This window comes from Paenibacillus sp. FSL R7-0179 (assembly GCF_038002265.1).
Classification (GTDB): domain Bacteria; phylum Bacillota; class Bacilli; order Paenibacillales; family Paenibacillaceae; genus Paenibacillus_AQ.
The window spans coordinates 76,773-93,228 of sequence record NZ_JBBOCC010000002.1 but is presented as its reverse complement, the minus strand read 5'-3'; the positions used below and the strand labels follow the sequence as shown (position 1 = coordinate 93,228).

General features: G+C 55.1%; 13 protein-coding genes. 6 read left to right on the top strand and 7 right to left on the bottom strand.

All coding sequences use genetic code 11. The features are described from left to right. Positions 1-7 precede the first annotated feature (7 nt). On the top strand, positions 8-1,111 hold the full coding sequence (locus MKX63_RS17210; protein WP_341018820.1) for a GerAB/ArcD/ProY family transporter: 1,104 nt from the start codon (positions 8-10) through the stop codon (positions 1,109-1,111). Continuing rightward, complete coding sequence (locus tag MKX63_RS17205; protein ID WP_341018819.1) at positions 1,104-2,297, top strand: Ger(x)C family spore germination protein; 1,194 nt, start codon at positions 1,104-1,106, stop codon at positions 2,295-2,297. The genes MKX63_RS17210 and MKX63_RS17205 overlap by 8 nt, the downstream gene beginning before the upstream one ends. 76 nt (positions 2,298-2,373) lie before the next feature. Here the strand turns inward: MKX63_RS17205 and MKX63_RS17200 are convergent, their stop codons facing one another. Then, entirely contained in the window at positions 2,374-4,404 is a 2,031-nt protein-coding gene (locus tag MKX63_RS17200) for a beta-galactosidase (protein WP_341018817.1), read from the bottom strand. Between the two features lie 119 nt (positions 4,405-4,523). Between MKX63_RS17200 and MKX63_RS17195 the strand changes: the two genes are divergently transcribed. Next, on the top strand, positions 4,524-5,360 hold the full coding sequence (locus MKX63_RS17195) for an AraC family transcriptional regulator (protein ID WP_341018815.1): 837 nt from the start codon (positions 4,524-4,526) through the stop codon (positions 5,358-5,360). A gap of 278 nt (positions 5,361-5,638) precedes the next feature. Here the strand turns inward: MKX63_RS17195 and MKX63_RS17190 are convergent, their stop codons facing one another. Then, positions 5,639-6,565: a LysR family transcriptional regulator gene (locus tag MKX63_RS17190; protein WP_341018813.1), complete on the bottom strand. Its 927-nt coding sequence runs from the start codon at positions 6,563-6,565 to the stop codon at positions 5,639-5,641. A 147-nt stretch (positions 6,566-6,712) separates the two neighbouring features. Here MKX63_RS17190 and MKX63_RS17185 point away from each other — a divergent pair, with 147 nt between their 5' ends. Continuing rightward, the gene (locus MKX63_RS17185; protein WP_341018811.1) at positions 6,713-6,943 is read left to right on the top strand and encodes a hypothetical protein; all 231 of its coding nucleotides are present in this window, start codon (positions 6,713-6,715) and stop codon (positions 6,941-6,943) included. 7 nt (positions 6,944-6,950) lie between these two features. On the opposite strand, the gene MKX63_RS17180 is transcribed toward MKX63_RS17185, so the two are convergent. The 5 genes from MKX63_RS17180 to MKX63_RS17160 all read right to left on the bottom strand — a co-directional run bounded on the left by MKX63_RS17180 (position 6,951) and on the right by MKX63_RS17160 (position 12,257). Then, on the bottom strand, positions 6,951-7,406 hold the full coding sequence (locus MKX63_RS17180; RefSeq protein ID WP_341018808.1) for a beta-galactosidase trimerization domain-containing protein: 456 nt from the start codon (positions 7,404-7,406) through the stop codon (positions 6,951-6,953). Then, on the bottom strand, positions 7,387-9,027 hold the full coding sequence (locus MKX63_RS17175; RefSeq protein WP_341018805.1) for a beta-galactosidase: 1,641 nt from the start codon (positions 9,025-9,027) through the stop codon (positions 7,387-7,389). The genes MKX63_RS17180 and MKX63_RS17175 overlap by 20 nt, the downstream gene beginning before the upstream one ends. A gap of 151 nt (positions 9,028-9,178) precedes the next feature. Then, positions 9,179-10,483, bottom strand: coding sequence for an ABC transporter substrate-binding protein (locus tag MKX63_RS17170; protein WP_341018804.1), 1,305 nt, complete (start codon positions 10,481-10,483; stop codon positions 9,179-9,181). 59 nt (positions 10,484-10,542) lie between these two features. Next, on the bottom strand, positions 10,543-11,376 hold the full coding sequence (locus MKX63_RS17165) for a carbohydrate ABC transporter permease (protein ID WP_341018802.1): 834 nt from the start codon (positions 11,374-11,376) through the stop codon (positions 10,543-10,545). Then, positions 11,376-12,257: a carbohydrate ABC transporter permease gene (locus tag MKX63_RS17160; RefSeq protein WP_341018798.1), complete on the bottom strand. Its 882-nt coding sequence runs from the start codon at positions 12,255-12,257 to the stop codon at positions 11,376-11,378. Before MKX63_RS17160 ends, MKX63_RS17165 begins: the two co-directional genes overlap by 1 nt. 133 nt (positions 12,258-12,390) lie before the next feature. Here MKX63_RS17160 and MKX63_RS17155 point away from each other — a divergent pair, with 133 nt between their 5' ends. Together MKX63_RS17155 and MKX63_RS17150 are read left to right on the top strand one after the other, a co-directional pair. Then, positions 12,391-14,229 (top strand): cache domain-containing sensor histidine kinase, encoded by a 1,839-nt coding sequence (locus MKX63_RS17155; protein WP_341018796.1) that lies wholly within the window; start codon positions 12,391-12,393, stop codon positions 14,227-14,229. Further along, positions 14,226-16,139, top strand: a complete 1,914-nt coding sequence (locus MKX63_RS17150; protein ID WP_341018794.1) for a response regulator transcription factor — start codon at positions 14,226-14,228, stop codon at positions 16,137-16,139. Before MKX63_RS17155 ends, MKX63_RS17150 begins: the two co-directional genes overlap by 4 nt. Positions 16,140-16,456: the final 317 nt, after the last annotated feature.

The following is a 16,456-nucleotide window of genomic DNA, read 5'->3' as shown; positions in this document are numbered from 1 at the left end:
ATGCAGTATGTTCATACGTACCGATGATAAAATTACCGCTACACAAACGGCTATATTCCTGAACAATACACTGCTGGGCGCGGGTATTCTCACACTGCCGCGCAGCGTGAGCAAGAGTGTCGGAACCCCGGATGGCTGGATCTCCACCCTGCTCGGCGGAGCCATTGTGATGCTGGCTGTATTTCTTATGGTGAAGATCAGCCAGCAATTTCCGGGAAAAACCGTCTTTCAGTACTCAAGGCTGCTGACCGGCCGGTTCATCGGCGGCCTTCTGTCCATGCTGTTAATCCTGTATTTCATCACGATCGCCGGTTTTGAGATCCGTACACTGGCCGAGGTTACCCTGTTTTTTCTGCTGGAGGGAACTCCGATCTGGGCAGTGATTCTTCCTTTTCTCTGGCTGAGCACCTACCTGGTGTACGGAGGCATCAATTCTATAGCCCGTGTCTTCACCATTGTTTTTCCGATCAGCATTATGATTCTGCTCATCTCCTTCGTGCTCAGCCTGCGGATGTTCGATATCGATCATCTGCGTCCTGTACTCGGTAACGGATGGTCCCCCGTATTTGCAGGGCTCAAATCCACTGTGCTTGTATTCACCGGGTGTGAAGTAGCCATGACGATTGTTGCGTTCATGGAGGACCCCAAAAAGGCTGTCAAAGCCATGCTTGGAGGCCTGACCATCCTGCTGTCCATCTATTTCCTGACTATTATTATAGTAATCGGAGGCATCTCTATTGATTCCGCCATCACCAGCACCTGGCCCACTATCGATCTATTGCGCAGCTTTGAGGTGCCGGGATTTTTCTTCGAGCGTCTGGAATTCCCGTTCATGGTCATCTGGCTGATGCAGATGTTCTGCAACTTCAGCAGCTTTTTTTTCCAGTCCTCGCTGGGTCTGTCACAGATCTTCAAGCTTAAGGTGCACCCGGTTATCTATGCACTGGTTCCGCTTCTATTCATTTCGGCCATGCTGCCCAAATCCTTAGGCGACCTGTTCGCACTCGGAGATACCATAGGCAAGATGGGGTTGGGGCTGTTCCTGCTGGTGCCTGTCCTGCTCTCTGTCGTCTGGCTGATCCGGGTGAAGGGGCTGAAGCAGCATGTGTAGACGAATCCTGGTGGTGCTGTGCTGTCTGCTGATCCTTGCCACACTGACCTCCTGCTGGAGCAGTAAAGAGATTGAGGATCTGGCCCTATACGCTGGCCTGGCTCTGGATATCGGAGAGTTCTCGCCCACAGAACAGGAGCTGGAGGACAAGGGCGCCACCTATTATAAAAAGAATAAGATTACCGCCACTGTGCAGATGGTTCCGGCTAACTCTGTGGGAGGGGCGGATAAACAAGGCGGCAGCAGCAGTAGTAGTGCACCCTATATGAATGTAACCGGAACGGGAGATTCTGTGCTGGAGATCTTCCGTCAGTATTCGATCTTGCGTGAACGGCCGATCATCGGCCACCACCTCAAGGTTATAGTGATCTCCAGTAAGCTGCTCAAGCAGCAGAAGATCAACCAGTTATTGGATTTCGTCCTTCGGGATAATGACATCCGCCCCAGTACGATGGTGTTCCTAAGCCAAGACCGGGCAGCAGACACCATGGTCTCGAAGCAACAAAATGAAATCCCTTCCTTTCACATCAGAGATATGCTGCGCAACCAGAAGAGAACCAGTAAGGTGCTGGACCCTGTGATTTTATCGAAAATGGATGCCAATATGCACTCCAAACGCAGTTATGCGCTGCAGAACCTGGTAACGGCGAATGGTGAGGTTGAATTCTCGGGAGCCGGAGTCATCAAGGGAGATACCGGGCACTGGGTAGGCCCGCTGAATCAGGAAGAGACCGAATGTCTGAGCTGGCTGACCAACGGGGGGCAAAGCGGGGTCATCAAGACCTACGACTGGAGCAATGAGCCCATTACCTACGAACTCAAGTCCATGAAAAGTAAAATTACGTCCAAAGTAGACGGCGACCATCTGTCCTTCGACGTCAACATTAAAACGGAAGGAAGGCTGATTGAAACCTGGAACGCAGAGGAATACCCTGCTGCCACCCATCTTCCCCAAAAAGCAGAGAAGCTGTTCAAGAAGCGGCTGGAGCAGATGATGCAGAACCTGCTTCACAAGCTCCAGTCCAATTACAAAGCAGATGCGGCCGGATTCTCCACCAGGCTCAGTATTCAGGAGCCCGCGTTATGGCGGAAGCTGGAGGATCACTGGGATGAGGAGTTCAGCCGGACCCCTATTCATGTCACCGTTGATTTGAAGATTACGGACTTCGGCTCCTTCACTCAATAGAACTGAATCTGTAATAAAAAAGCTGTCCCGGCCAGCCGTGTTTAATGAACGGCCTTCGGGACTGCTTTGTCGTGCCTTACTGTTTGTCTGAGAGAATCAGCACACCGCGGCCGGGAACCGGAGTCGAGCCGCTGAACCTCTTCCCGGTAAGCAGATCGGTCCGCTCGCCGGTGCCGATATCCGCCCGAAGCTCCTCTGCTGAATGGTTCAGCAGGAACAGATAGGATACGCCGTCCTTCACACGCTGCACCGACTCGATACCCTCCGGTGCGCTGACCAGCGGCACAATACCGTTATCCGCGCACAGGTTAGCGAGCAAGCCGCTAAGGAAAGCCGCATCGGGACTTGTGGCCACATAATAAGCCTTACCAGCGCCGAAGCTGTTCACCGTTAGGGCAGGCATGCCTTTATAGAAATCCGTGCCATACTGAGCAAGCACCTCTGCGCCTTCGGGATGAATCAGGTCGCAGAGCAGGCCGCAGGCATAAGAACGGTTCAGGGCTCCCCAGTCCTTATTCATTACGATTTCATTGCTCATGCCCGGCAGCAGGGCGTCGATCTCCTCGGACCAGATTCCCAGCACCTTGCGCAGCTCTCCCGGATACCCGCCAACCGTAACCAGATCATTCTCATTCACGATCCCGCTGAAATACGTTGTAATGAAGGTTCCGCCTGCCCGGACGAAGGCTTCTACCTTCTCGGCGAAGCCCGGCTTCACCATATACAGCACCGGTGCAATGATAATCTTGTATCGCGACAGATCTTCTTCTACCCCGATCATATCCGCTTCGATGTTCTGCTGATAGAGCGCGTCATAGTACTTATGGACCTCGTCCACATATTTCAGTGCAACGGACGGGCCGCTGGAGAGATCAAGCGCCCAGCGGTTCTCCCAGTCGTAGATAATCCCGATCTGCGCCGCACTGCGTGCATCCAGCAGCTCGCCGCCCAGGCTCTCCAGCTCCCGGCCCAGCTCAGCACATTCGCGGAATACTCGGGTATGCTCATGCCCTGCATGCTCAATAACCGCTCCGTGGTACTTCTCACATGCGCCGATGGACCGGCGCAGCTGGAAGAACAGCACGGTGTCGGCACCCCGCGCTACCGCCTGATAGCTCCAGAGGCGCATGACGCCGGGGCGCTTCAGGGAATTGTACGGCTGCCAGTTCTGCTGGCTTGGCGTCTGCTCCATCAGCATGAACGGCTGGCCGTTCTTCAGGCCGCGCATCAGATCATGCGTCATCGCCGTATAGCTGACCGGGGTGTCCAATGACGGATAGTTATCCCAAGAGATTACATCCATATATTTTGCCCACTTGAAATAATCCAGCTCCGGGTAGAAGCCCATCAGATTGGTCGTAACCGGAATATCCTTGCTGTGCGCCTTGATGGCCTCATATTCGAGGATGTAGCATTCCAGCAGACTATCCGACATGAACCTGCGGTAGTCCAGAGAAATCCCCTGGAAGTTGGTCCGGTTGCCGCCCCACTCTTCACTGAGCTCATTCGGAACAACGATTTCCTCCCAGTCATAGAAGGTATGGCCCCAGAACCGGGTATTCCAGGCTCTGTTGAGCGTATCCAGTGTTCCGTAACGCTCCTTCAACCAGACGCGAAAAGCAGCCTCGGACTGCTCGGAGTAATCATAGCCGCCGTATTCATTAGAGATATGCCAGGCCACCAGGCCCGGATGATCCTTATAGCGCTCAGCCAGCTTGCCGGCCAGCAGCGCCGCATATTTACGGTACACTGCGCTGTTCGGATTGGAGTTGTGACGCCCGCCGAATTTGCGCTTGCGGCCCTGGACATCCACCCGTGTCACTTCAGGATAGCGGTGAGCCATCCAGGCCGGATGCGCCCCTGTACCCGTAGCCAGACATACATAGGTGCCGTTCTTATATAAGCGGTCGATTAGCTCATCCAGACCCGTGAAATCGTACGTATCCTCAGACGGCTGAATCAGCGCCCAGGAGAACACATTGATGGTTGCCACGTCGATGCCAGCGAGCTTGAACATCCGCTCGTCCTCTGCCCAGACCGGGGCCTCCCATTGCTCCGGGTTATAATCTCCACCGTACCAGATCTTAGGTAACTTCTCGTTGATCACGCTACGCACATCCTTTATAGTATAAGTATATTCTTATTCTAATCGTTACTTCTATCGCTATAAATATAATATTAATGAATCTTAATATAATAATATGGAACAACAGGAGATGAACCCGAATGTCACTGGATGCCGTCCGCAGAATCGTATTCGCCCAGGAGAGCGGCCAGTTGCTCCCCATCACCCTCGACAGTATGGGTTATAACCCTGATCAGGAGCAGGTCTCCCGGCCGCAAGGCTATCACACCTATCACTGGCTGCAGACGGCACATGGCAGCGGAATGATCCACTTCGACAACAAGAAGCTCACCCTCACCGAGGGCAACGGCATTCTGCTGATGCCCGGTACTCCGCACCGCTATGAAGCGCTCTCCTCAGAGACTTGGCGCACCTATTATCTCACCTTCGGCGGGACCTCAGCCCGGCATATTCTGGATTCGCTCGGGATGAACACCAGCCTGTTCTACCGCTGGGAGAACGGGGCACCGCTATGCTGGATGCTAAGGGAGATGCTGGACCGCCACGATGCTTCGAATGACATGTTCAGTCTGGGAGAGTCCAGCGATGCCTACCGCTTCCTGCTGACCCTGAACAAATACGGGCAGCTGCATAACAACACGGCAATCTCCCGCAATGTAGACAAGCTTCAGCCGCTGCTGAAATGGATGGACAGCCATTATGGCGATCCAGAGATAGGCCTCAGTGATCTCGCCTCCCGCCTTGAGGTATCCGGCAGATATCTGAACAGCCTGTTCCTGCAGACCTTCGGGCTATCACCCTATGCTTATTTCGTCCGGCTGCGCATCCGCAAGAGCAAGGAGCTGCTGGTTGCGAAGCCCGAGCTTACCGTCAAGGCCATCTCGCAGCTGGTCGGCTTCCGCGATGTCAGCCATTTCGTAGCCACCTTCCGCAAGCAATCGGCGGTTACGCCGGAGCAGTTCAGGAAGCTGCACTGAGTAGCAAGTAAGATTGTATTCGGTTTTCCGATTACATTTGGCCTTACGCCGCCGGGGCACCCGAATGTGATCGGTTTTTCGATTACATTTGGCCTTACGCCGCCGGGGCACCCGAATGTGATCGGTTTTTCGCATACATTCGGCCTATCGCCTTCGCAGCAGCCCATTGTATACAACACAAAAACGGATACTTTCCTTATAAATGGACGGTATCCGTTTCTGCGAGAGCCAGCCACATCGCGTGCTTCGCATCTTATTATTATCCTACGCTTATACCTTCACTGCGCCTGCTCCTCCACGGCACCGCCGCTGCCTTGCAGCGTGTCTGTATAAGTCTCCGCTTCCGGCAGACCTGCCTTCAGCTCTTCTATGAACTCCCGGAACGCGCTCGTCATATAGAGGTCGCGCCGCCGGATGAATACCGTCGGCACCTCTGCATACTGCTCGGGGAAAGGATAGATCCGGATGCCCTCCGTGACATTCATCCGTGTGAAATAGGATAACGGCAGCACTGCGTAGCCTATCCCCGCCCTGACACAGCCGAGTAATCCCTCCATCGTCCCGAATTCCATCACCTTACCCAGCCGTCCGCCCTCTTCCGCCAGCCAGTTCTCCAGCTTGTTCCGGTACAGGCATTCTGAATTCAGCATCAGCAGGGTCTTGTCATGAACAGAGAGGATACCCTCATAATCCATACTATCGGGAATCACCAGCCCAATCCGCTCATGAATGAGCAGCTCCTGGACAATCTCCGGGTGCTCCACCGGCCCGTCCATTAAGGCCCCCTGCACTTGATGCTGCAGAACCGACTCGATCAGCTCCCCCGCCCGTCCGACCTGCAGATGCACCTCCACCTCCGGGTAGCATCCCCGGTAAGTGGACAGGATAGCAGGCAGCCGCACTGCCGCCGTCGTATCCGATCCTATGTTAATCAAGCCTGTAGGCACCGGCGAATCCAACACCGCCAGCTTCGCCTCATCCAGCAGATTAAGAATCTTGACCGTATACTCCTTGAACGTCCGTCCGGCCGAGGTCAAGGTAATCCCCCGGCTATGCCGATAGAACAGCGGAGTCTTCAGCTCCTGCTCCAGCTGCTGAATTCTTGCGGTTACATTGGACTGTACATAATTCAGGCTTTGGGCCGCCTTGGAGATACTTCCTTCTTCGGCAACCGCTAGAAATACTTTCAGAAGACCCGTATCCACGCCGCATCGCTCCCCCCGGATCATCCATCAGCCGCAGTGATGGCCTCCATCATTTCCCTTCATTATACATGATCCGCTCCACGGATTATGATGGAAATATAACAGGGACGCGAGACCCCAACTGACAAATTTCTAGGAGTGAGCACAATGGATAACAAACAGTGGAAGTTCCGGCTGCCCGGTAACCCGGATGGCATAGAAATAGCGACCGGTACGAGTGAAATCAGAACTGTTCATGACCTCCTAACCCGGTTCCGCCAAGAGGAGCTTATGGCGGCTCAGAAGCATCAGACCGAAAGGCGGAAGCCACAGCCCAAAGCTCCTGTGATCTCCCTGGCCTCCCGTCTGCCGGAGAATAGACGTCACCCTACTGCCTGATTCAGGCTTACTGCCGGCCACCGCTTACAGCTTGGAGGATCTGAACAGCAAACGGCGGAAGCATGACGGTTCCAGTCTCCAGAGTGCCGGTTAGCGCGCTGCGGTAGTTCTTGTCCAGCCGGATGTTCTGAGCCGTCCGGCTGAGGTTCAGCAGGAACAGCAGCTCCCGGTTCTCTCCTGTGCGCTTGAAGACCTGAACGCCCTCCGGTAGTTCCTCGAACTGCTCAAGCCCTGCGTCCAGCGCGATATCCCCCAGAAGCTTCAGCCAATAATTCTCGCCGGGGTAGGTTCCGATATAATATACCTTGCCCGCCCCGAAGCGGTTCACTGTAGCCGCAGGAACTCCGGCATAGTAATCATCTTCATACCAGGCTATCGGCTGCGCACTCTCCAGACGAAGAATGTCGCACCATTGGCTGCATGCATACAGATTCCCCTCAGCATCACGGCGTATGAACCTCAACTCCAACCGGATCATATTCCTCCACCGTTATGCCGGCCGCACGCGCGAACAGCCCGGGGAGAGGCTGCATTACACAGACATTATTCATGTTCTTCACACCGCTTCGGCTCATCAGAATGACCGTGCCGCCGCCTTCCGCAAAGGCTTCCAGCGCCTGGGCCGCCTCTTCGTCGTGCAGGTATAGGCTCGGGACTATAACCAGCTTGTAGCCCTCCAGCGGCTGACGCCAGTCCACCACATCACAACTGATGCCACGCTTGGTTAACGCCCGGTGATATTGCTTGATGTTATCATAATAGTCCAGCCCCTCCGCCTGCGGCTGAATCCGCAGCGCAGCCAGCTGCTCGTGCGAATACAGGATAGCTGTCTGGCTCATAACCCCGGTCCCTTCCAGCAGCGGAGCCAGAGCATTCACCTCACCGCACAGCTCCGCGAATTCGGCAAATCTCCGCCCGGGCACATTACTGTGATCGATAAGGCCATGCCAGAACTGCTCTGCTCCGGCGGCTGCACTTCTCCAGCGGAAATGCACTACGGTATCCGCACCTCTGGCAATCGCCTGCCAGGCATATGCACGGATCAGTCCGGGATACGGAGTGCGCCACATCGGGAACCAGCAGCCCGGAGGGCCGCTAAGCTGCTCCATGATCCAGAAGCCCCTGCGTTTAATACCGCGGGTCAGATCCAGGGATAAGGCACCGCTGTAAGGTGCAGTGGCCTGTTTCTTAGGCGAAGGATTCGGATAATAATCGAAGGCCGCCACATCCAGCTCCTCAGCCAGCCCGTGCATGTCCAGCCGCTGCGGATAACTGTGGAAGTTATGGGTGATGAAGTGATGTGGGCAGATCGCCCGTAGCACATCAATCTGCGACTTCTGAAAGGCAATCACTGAATCCCATTGGAACCGCTGGAAGTCCAGCAGGAGCGAGGGGTTCTGAAAAGGTGAAGCGCCATAAGGAACCGTCAGTTCACTCCAGCTGCTGTAGCTTCCGCTCCAGACCACGGTTCCCAACTCCGAATTAAGCCGCTCCAGCGTCCCGTACTTCTGCTGAACCCAGTCCCGGAACGCCAGGTTGCAGCTTTCGCAATGACAATCCAGCATACTGAATTCATTATCCGTCTGCCAGCCGATAACCGCAGGGTGGCTGCTGTAACGGCGGGCAAGCGCCTCAATAATCCGGCGGCCATATTTTCGTAGCGAATTGCTGTTGTAGCAGCGGTGACCGCGCACACCGGGGTAGAATACGCTTCCATCACCGAATACAGGCAGCACATCGGGGTAAGCACCCGTCAGCCAGCGCGGCACTGTCGCTGTCGGCGTCCCGATCACAATCCGGATACCGTAAGTATGGAACAGCTCCAGCGCACGGTCCAACCAGGCGAAATCAAAGATCCCCTCCGCCGGTTCCAGCCGGCTCCAGGCAAATTCCGCAACCCGGACAACCTTGACCCCGGTTTCCTTCATTAATTTGATATCCTTCTCCCACATAGACTCGTCCCAATGCTCAGGATAATAGTCGACACCGATTTGCACGTTGCTGTAATGATTCCGCTCCCGAATTGTGCCCAGCTCCCTCTTATCGTAATGTACAAGACTCTGTTTCGAGTATACCTCAAGCACCTGTTAACCCGAAACCCGAAAGGACGCCCCGCCTCACCTCATTCACTGAGATGGGCATGAGCGTCCCGGGCATTCCACTTTATCCAAGCTATTCCCTTCGGGAACTTTATTTGTACGCTTGCAGTTACTCCGCTAGTCCAGGGAAGCCTGCTTATTTCTTCAGCTTATCCCAGGCAGCCTGCATGCTCTTCTCCCAGCCGGCTTCATCTACTTTACCGGCAATCAATTCCTGAATGGAGCTGGCGAATTCTTGTGTAACGCCATCAGGGAATTTGGAGGCCTGCAGCCCGTAGACCTTGCCTTCTTTTACATAATTCCAGACATCCGCACCCAGCAGACCGATATCCTCAGGGGTTGCCGGAATGGTGGACAATGCAGGAATGAACTTCCATTTCTTCACGATATACTCTTTCCCCATATCCGAAGTCACCAGCCAGTTCAGGAACGTCTTCGCTTCTTCCTTGGAGCCGGATTCCTTGTTCACTACCAGGTTCGCCGGAACGCCCACCGACAGCTTATCGTTCATTGCTGCATCGTCGTTGATCGGCATCGGGAACATCCCGATGTTCATGTCCGGCGTGATGTTGTCCACCAGCGTCTGTGCCCAGTTGCCTTCCTGCATCATAGCCGTTTCGCCCTTGGCGAACAGCGCCAGGTGAGTGTTGGCATCGGTGGTCAGCGGATTCTTCTGGCCGTATTTTACCGTCAGGTTCAGCAGGTTGCTCCAATCCTTGAACTTCTCATTCCCAACAATGGATGCAGTTCCGTCGTTCAGGCCCTTGATGAATTCATCCACATTATCCTGCTGGGCAAAAGCTACGCTAATCCCCTGAATCCCCAGCAGCCACCACTCCTGATAAGCGTTGCCGAACGGAGTTACGCCGATCGCCTGCAGCTTTTTAGCTGCTTCTTCAAGCTGTGAAATGGTTTTTGGCGTCTCTGTAATCCCGGCCTTGGCGAACAGGTCCTTGTTATAGACATAACCGATTCCTTCAAGGTTCATTGGCATCCCGTAGGTTTTGCCGTCCTTGGTCATAGGCTCTGCTGCCAGCGGAATCAGATCCTTCACCCAAGGCTGGTCGGACAGGTCTTCCAGTTTGTCCTGCCACAGTGCCATTTCCGCATACCCGCCATTGGAAAAAATATCAGGAGCATCGCCGGACGCGAACTTGGTCTTCAGCGCTGCGCCATAGTCTGCGCCGCCGCCAACCGTCTGGATATCCAGCTTGATGTTAGGATGCTCTTTCTCGAACTCCACCTTCAGCTCATTCAGGCCTTCCACGATCTCGGTCTTGAACTGGAAAATCTTAACCGTCTTCACAGCGCCGCTGTTGCCAGCGCTTCCATTCGAAGCATTATTTGAGGCAGACTTATCGGCATTGCCGCCACAAGCCGCGAGCACTACTGACATTAGCATTACGGATGACATCATCAGTGCAGAATGTTTCTTCTTCATTGGATATTTCCCCCTTGAATAATTTAACTGCTTCTTATGTGGAACGGGAGCCCGGTGAATTAACCCTTCACCGAGCCAGCCGCTATTCCCTCAACAATGTAACGCTGCATGAACAGATAGAAGATGACGATCGGGGCAATCCCGATGGTCAGTGCCGGAAGCGCCATATCCCACTGCTTCGTATACTGGCCGAAGAAGGAGAAGGTCGCCAGTGGAATCGTCCGCAGTCCGGGTGCCTGAAGAATCAGGGACGGCAGCAAATAGTCATTCCAGATCCCCAGCGCATTCAGTACGATAATGGTCATCAGCATCGGCTTGAGCAGCGGCAATACAATCCGGAAGAACGCCGAGATCGGGTTACAGCCATCTACCGTGGCCGCCTCTTCAATCTCCAGCGGCACGGACTTAATGAAGCCGTGGAACAGGAAGATCGCCATCGGAATGCTGAGGCCCAGATGGGAGATAATGAGACCTGTGAAGGAGTTGTTAATGCCCAGGACATTCACGACCTTCAGGATCGGAATCATGATCGTCTGGAACGGCACCACCATCGCCGCTACCATCAGCAGCAACAGAATCTGGTTGAACCGGTTATTGGCACGCACCATACGGTACGCCGCCATCGCACTGAACAGCGAGATCAGCGCTACACTGATAATCGTAATAATCAGCGAGTTGCGGAAGGCCTCGGAGAACCGGGCCAGCTTCCAGGCATTCGTATAGTTCGACCACATGAAGGTCTGCGGCCAGCTGGCCGCGTCGCTCAGAATCTCACCGAAGGATTTCACCGAGTTCGCCAGCAGGAAGTAGAACGGTGAGAGGAACAGAAGCGCCAGAAGGATCATCATCACTTCAATGCCGATATTCCATCTGCTTTTGGTCTTGGCATTCATTAAGCTTCTACCTCCTTGCTCTTCGTTATACGGACCTGAATGACCGTGATCAGCGCTACAATGAGGAAGAATAACAGCGCCTTAGCCGTACCCAGACCATAACGGTTGTTCAGGAAGGCTTCGTTATAAATGTTCATCGCTACGGATTCCGTCGATTTGAACGGTCCGCCTTTGGTCAGCGAGAGGTTCAGGTCGAACATCTTGAAGGACCAGGAGATCGCCAGGAACAGTCCGATCGTAACCGCAGGCATAATCAGCGGCAAGATGATGTTGCGCAGCACCTGCATCCGGGAGGCGCCGTCAATCTCGGCCGCTTCGAGCACCTCTTTGGAGACGTTGCTGAGCGAAGCGATGTAGATGACCATCAGATAGCCGGAGGACTGCCAGATGAAGACCATGACAATCGCCCAGAAGCCGGTGGTCGCATCCCCGAGCCAGGGAAGGTTGAAGAAGGAGAGACCCGTAAGATCGCCCATCGTGGAGAAGCCTTTGATGAAGATGAACTGCCAGATGAACCCGAGCAGCAGACCCCCGATCACATTCGGCATGAAAAAAATGGTCCGGAGCATATTGCGTGTCTTCAAAGGTTTGGTCAACAGATAGGCCAGGAAGAAGCCTACTATGTTAGTCAAGATCACACCCAGCACGGTGAATCTCACGGTAAACCAGAAGGATGACCAGAAGTCGTGATCATTCGTAAAAATACTTTTAAAATTCTCAAAGCCGACCCAGCTTACATTACCGGATACGCCGTTCCAGTCCGTGAAGGAGTAGTACATCCCCATCAGAAACGGAATAATCATGATCAAGGTAAAAAACAATAATGCCGGGCCAACGAAAAATACCTGCTGACCGAATTGGGACAATTTATTGCCGCGCATGTTATGGCCCCCCTTTCTTTTACTCACTCACTTGTTTATGATCTAAAGATATTATCTGTTTTTTGCAGAGCCTCTTACACCTACGCAAGTGATCTTTAGGGTGTAAAATATTGACCTGGATGTGACCCGCCCCATGAAATGGACCAGTATCCGCACGAAGCTGATCGTCTTCCTGCTTGCGCCCACCTTAATCTGCATTATGGCTACGATGTATGTCAGCTATTCCCACACCACCAAGTCGCTGCGGGACCGGGCGGTTGATGAGAACAAGAACCTGCTCTATCAGGGCTACAAGAACATTGACAGTCTGCTGCAGGAGATCAACCGTCTGTCGCTGAACGTGTATTCTGACGGCGATTTCTACCGGCTGCTAGAAGCAGGGTACGATGATCTGTCCTCCGATATTGCCATCTATAACTCGCTCAGCTATATCTCCACCTCGCTGCCAAACCTCTCACAGGTGTACTTATACAGTGTGAAAGACACGAAGGCTACGCTGATTACCGACAATACAACACCCAAGCGCTGGCTGGCTGCTGCGCCCTACCACCAGTCCAGTCTTAGCGGAACCTCTCCGGTAAGCGTGCAGAGTACGCATCTGAGCAACGCTTACGGGCTAAGGCTGCCGTTAACACAGTTCGTGCCGGAGCCGGTCTTTACGCTGCACCGCAGAATTGAGCGGATCCCTACCTCGCAGGCGCTAGGCTATCTGTCAATTGATGTGAAGCTGGCTGCCCTCAGTGAGATTGTAGACCAGCTGTACGAACAGGATCAGGAGAAGCTTTATCTGGTGGACAGCAGCGGCAGGCTGGTGTACAGCCAGACTACCGGGCAGCTCGGCAAACCGCTGAATGCTGCCTGGTATAACAGCCAGATTGCAGACAGCACGCAGCTGCAGGGTTATTTTGAACAGGACAGCTCTGTATTCATCTATCAAAAGATCGACAGCATCGGCCTCGGCTGGACGCTCGTCAAGCAGATTCCCGTCTCCTACCTGTTCCGCGAAGCCAAGGAGGCCGCCGCGATCAACCTGCTGCTGCTGGCGCTGCTGCTGGTGACGATCATTGTTCTGACGATCCTCGTCTCCTTCCGCATTACCGCGCCGATCAAGCAGCTGACCCGGTATATGAATCAGGTCCAGACCGGGAATCTCAATATTGAGATCCGCCCGGCAGGCAACGATGAGATCGGCGTGGTCACCGAGCATTTCCGCAGTATGATGGACACGATCAACAACCTGATCCTGCGGGAGTACAGGCTGGAGCTGGCGAGCCGGACCAATGAGCTAAGGGCGCTCCAGTCCCAGATCAATCCGCATTTTCTGAACAACACTCTCCAGATTATCGGTACGCTGGCTCTGGAGCTGAAGGTGCCGCAGATCTACGGCCTGCTCTCGGCTCTGGCCAAAATGATGCGCTACAGCATGTACAATGATGAGAAGGTGGTGACGGTCCAGAATGAGCTGGACCATGTCAAGGCGTACATCCAGCTGCAGAAGGAGCGTTTCGAGAACAAGTTCAGCTTCCGCTGTGAGGTGGAGGAGCCGCTGCTTCAGGCGCTGATGCCCAAAATGATTCTTCAGCCGATTGTGGAGAATTACTTCAAGCACGGCTTCCAGCTTGACCGGCAGGACGGATACATGGAGATTAACGTGGCCGGGGCAACTCCGGAGCGGATGGAGATCAGCATCTCCAACAATGGCCTCCCCATTCCGGCAGGCCGGCTGGAGGCGCTGCGCAAGGAGCTGGAGCAGTCCAGCACGGCTGAAGAACGGGAGCTGCTGCAGAACGCCGGACAGGACAGCCCTAGCAGACGCGATGCTCCGGGCGCGGGCATCGGCCTCGGGAATGTGCTGACCAGGCTGCGGCTGGTCTGCGGGGAGAATGCCCTGCTGACCGTGGATAATCTGAAGGCAGGCGGGGTAATCATCCGCCTGGAAATCGATATCATAGTGGAGAGTGAGCGGATATGAAGGCACTGATTGTAGATGATGAGGCAAGAGTCCGGAAGGCTGTCCGGCTGCTGGTGGACTGGGAGGCCCATCAGATTGAGGAGGTTCTGGAGGCCGGTAACGGCAATGAGGCCATCGGTCTAATCCGCCAGGAGAAGCCGGCGCTGGTCATTATGGATATGATGATGGAGTCCGGGAGCGGCCTGGAGCTGATGACCTGGGTGGATGAATTCGCAGGCAGCACCAAGTTCATTGTGGTCAGCGGGCATAATGACTTCGACTTCGTCCGCCAGACCGTCCGCCACGGGGGCATCGATTATATCCTGAAGCCGATTGAGCCGGATATGATTAACAGCGCGGTGTCGAGGGCGGTAACCGCCTGGCGGGCCGAGGAGGCGGAACGCAGCCACCGCCAGCACCAGAGCCTCCGGCTGAACGAGATCAAGCCGATCTTCGGGGAGAAGCTGCTGTCCGCATTGATCGATGACAGGGTGAATGCCGAAGCCTCGCTGCGCCGCCTGATCCATGACGGCATCCTTCCGCCGGACATTAAGCTTTCACGTCTGCTCCTTGTGCAGACGGACAGCGGCAACAATCCGCTGCTGCGGCGCTTCGGCGGCGACAGCGAGCTGCTCTACTATGCCATCGTGAACATCTGCAACGAATTTCTGCAGCAGCAGGGCACGGGCATCGCGTTCCGCTATTGGGGCGGGCCTCCGGAGATTGCCATCCTGCTCTGGGAGCCGCATGAATCCGTCACTTCGCTGATTAGCCGGATGAATCAGGGCATCTTCCTGACGCTGCAATTCCGCATGCATTTCGGAATCAGCATGCCGGGTGCCTTCCCTGCACATCTGCCGGCAGGACGCGCCGAAGCCGCCGAAGCCCTGCTGCGGCGGAATCTATTGCGGCATGAGGATTACTGCCACTTTGCGGGGGCGGATACGGTGACAGGCGGGTTGACAGGCATGGGAGCAGGTTCGGCGGCAGGCGGGGAGACTGCTATGGGTGCGGGGACCGGCGGGAAGCCAAGCATCGGTCCGGGCTCGGTGGCAGGTGTGGAATCTGGTATGGATGCGTGGACAGCAGCAGGCGGGAAATCAACCATGGGGCCGCGCTCGGCGGCAGGCGGATTGTCTGGCACGGGAATAGATGCAGGTTGGGTAACGGGCAATCGCGCAGGTGCAGTGACGGGCAAGGAGCCGGGCACGATGCCCGGCGGGAGGCAGCGCGATACGCGGGAGACCGCAGTCCCGCTGAGCTTCGCCGATGTCCAGGAGGACTGGCGGATGGCAGTCATCAGCGGGACGCCTGAAGCTCTGACCGCAGCGGCGCAGCACTGGACCCAGGAGCTGAGCCGCCGGGGAGTGGTTACCCCGCAAATGCTGAACGACTGGAAGGCCGATGCGCTGCTGCTGCGTTCCCGCCTGGTCCGGGAAGCGCTTGGCAGCCAGGCCGCTGACGTGCTGACTGAGCTTGAGCAAGGAGACCAGCAGAATCCCTCTCCGCAGCCAAGCGGTTATTCCTTTTCCCTGTTCGCCTGGCGCGACTGGTCCCTGGCATTCATGCAGCAGGTATCCCGGGCGCTCGCGGACAGACAGCAGAAAGAGCGGAACCCGATGACGGAGATCGTAAAATACATCGAGCAGAATTACCCGTCAGACCTCTCCCTTCAGGAGGTGGCGGGCAAATTCCAGGTCAGCCGCGAGTATGTCTCCCGCCGGTTCAAGCAGGAATACGGCATCAACTTCTCCGACTACATCGTCAGCGTCCGCATTGAGAAGGCCAAGCTGCTGATGCAGAATCCGGGCCTCAAGCTGGCCCAGATCTCAGAAATGGTCGGCTTCCACGACGTCAAATACTTCAGCAAGGTCTTCAAAAAGCACACCGGCCATTCGCCCAAGGACTACCGGGAACAGGCTGAGCATTGAGCCCCGCCTGGGTGGTTGGGTACATTGGTGCCCTGGTGCTACGGTCGCTATCGTACGGGCATGGATGAACAATTCCCCTACCCGCTAATCCCGCCCAACGGCCAACTAACTCTTGAACGTTCACCGCCTGAACCTCGGCCAACAATTGGATAAATGCAGCTTATTTCCTCAATTCCCGCCGAATAGACTGAAGCAATTGGATTAACAGCATCTAATACCGCCAGATACGCCGCCCAAGGTGGAATCAGGCAAATTTAAGTGCTGGTTTTCCAATTGCTGTCCCGAAAGGTTGCAATCACGCATCAGCAAGTGGACAA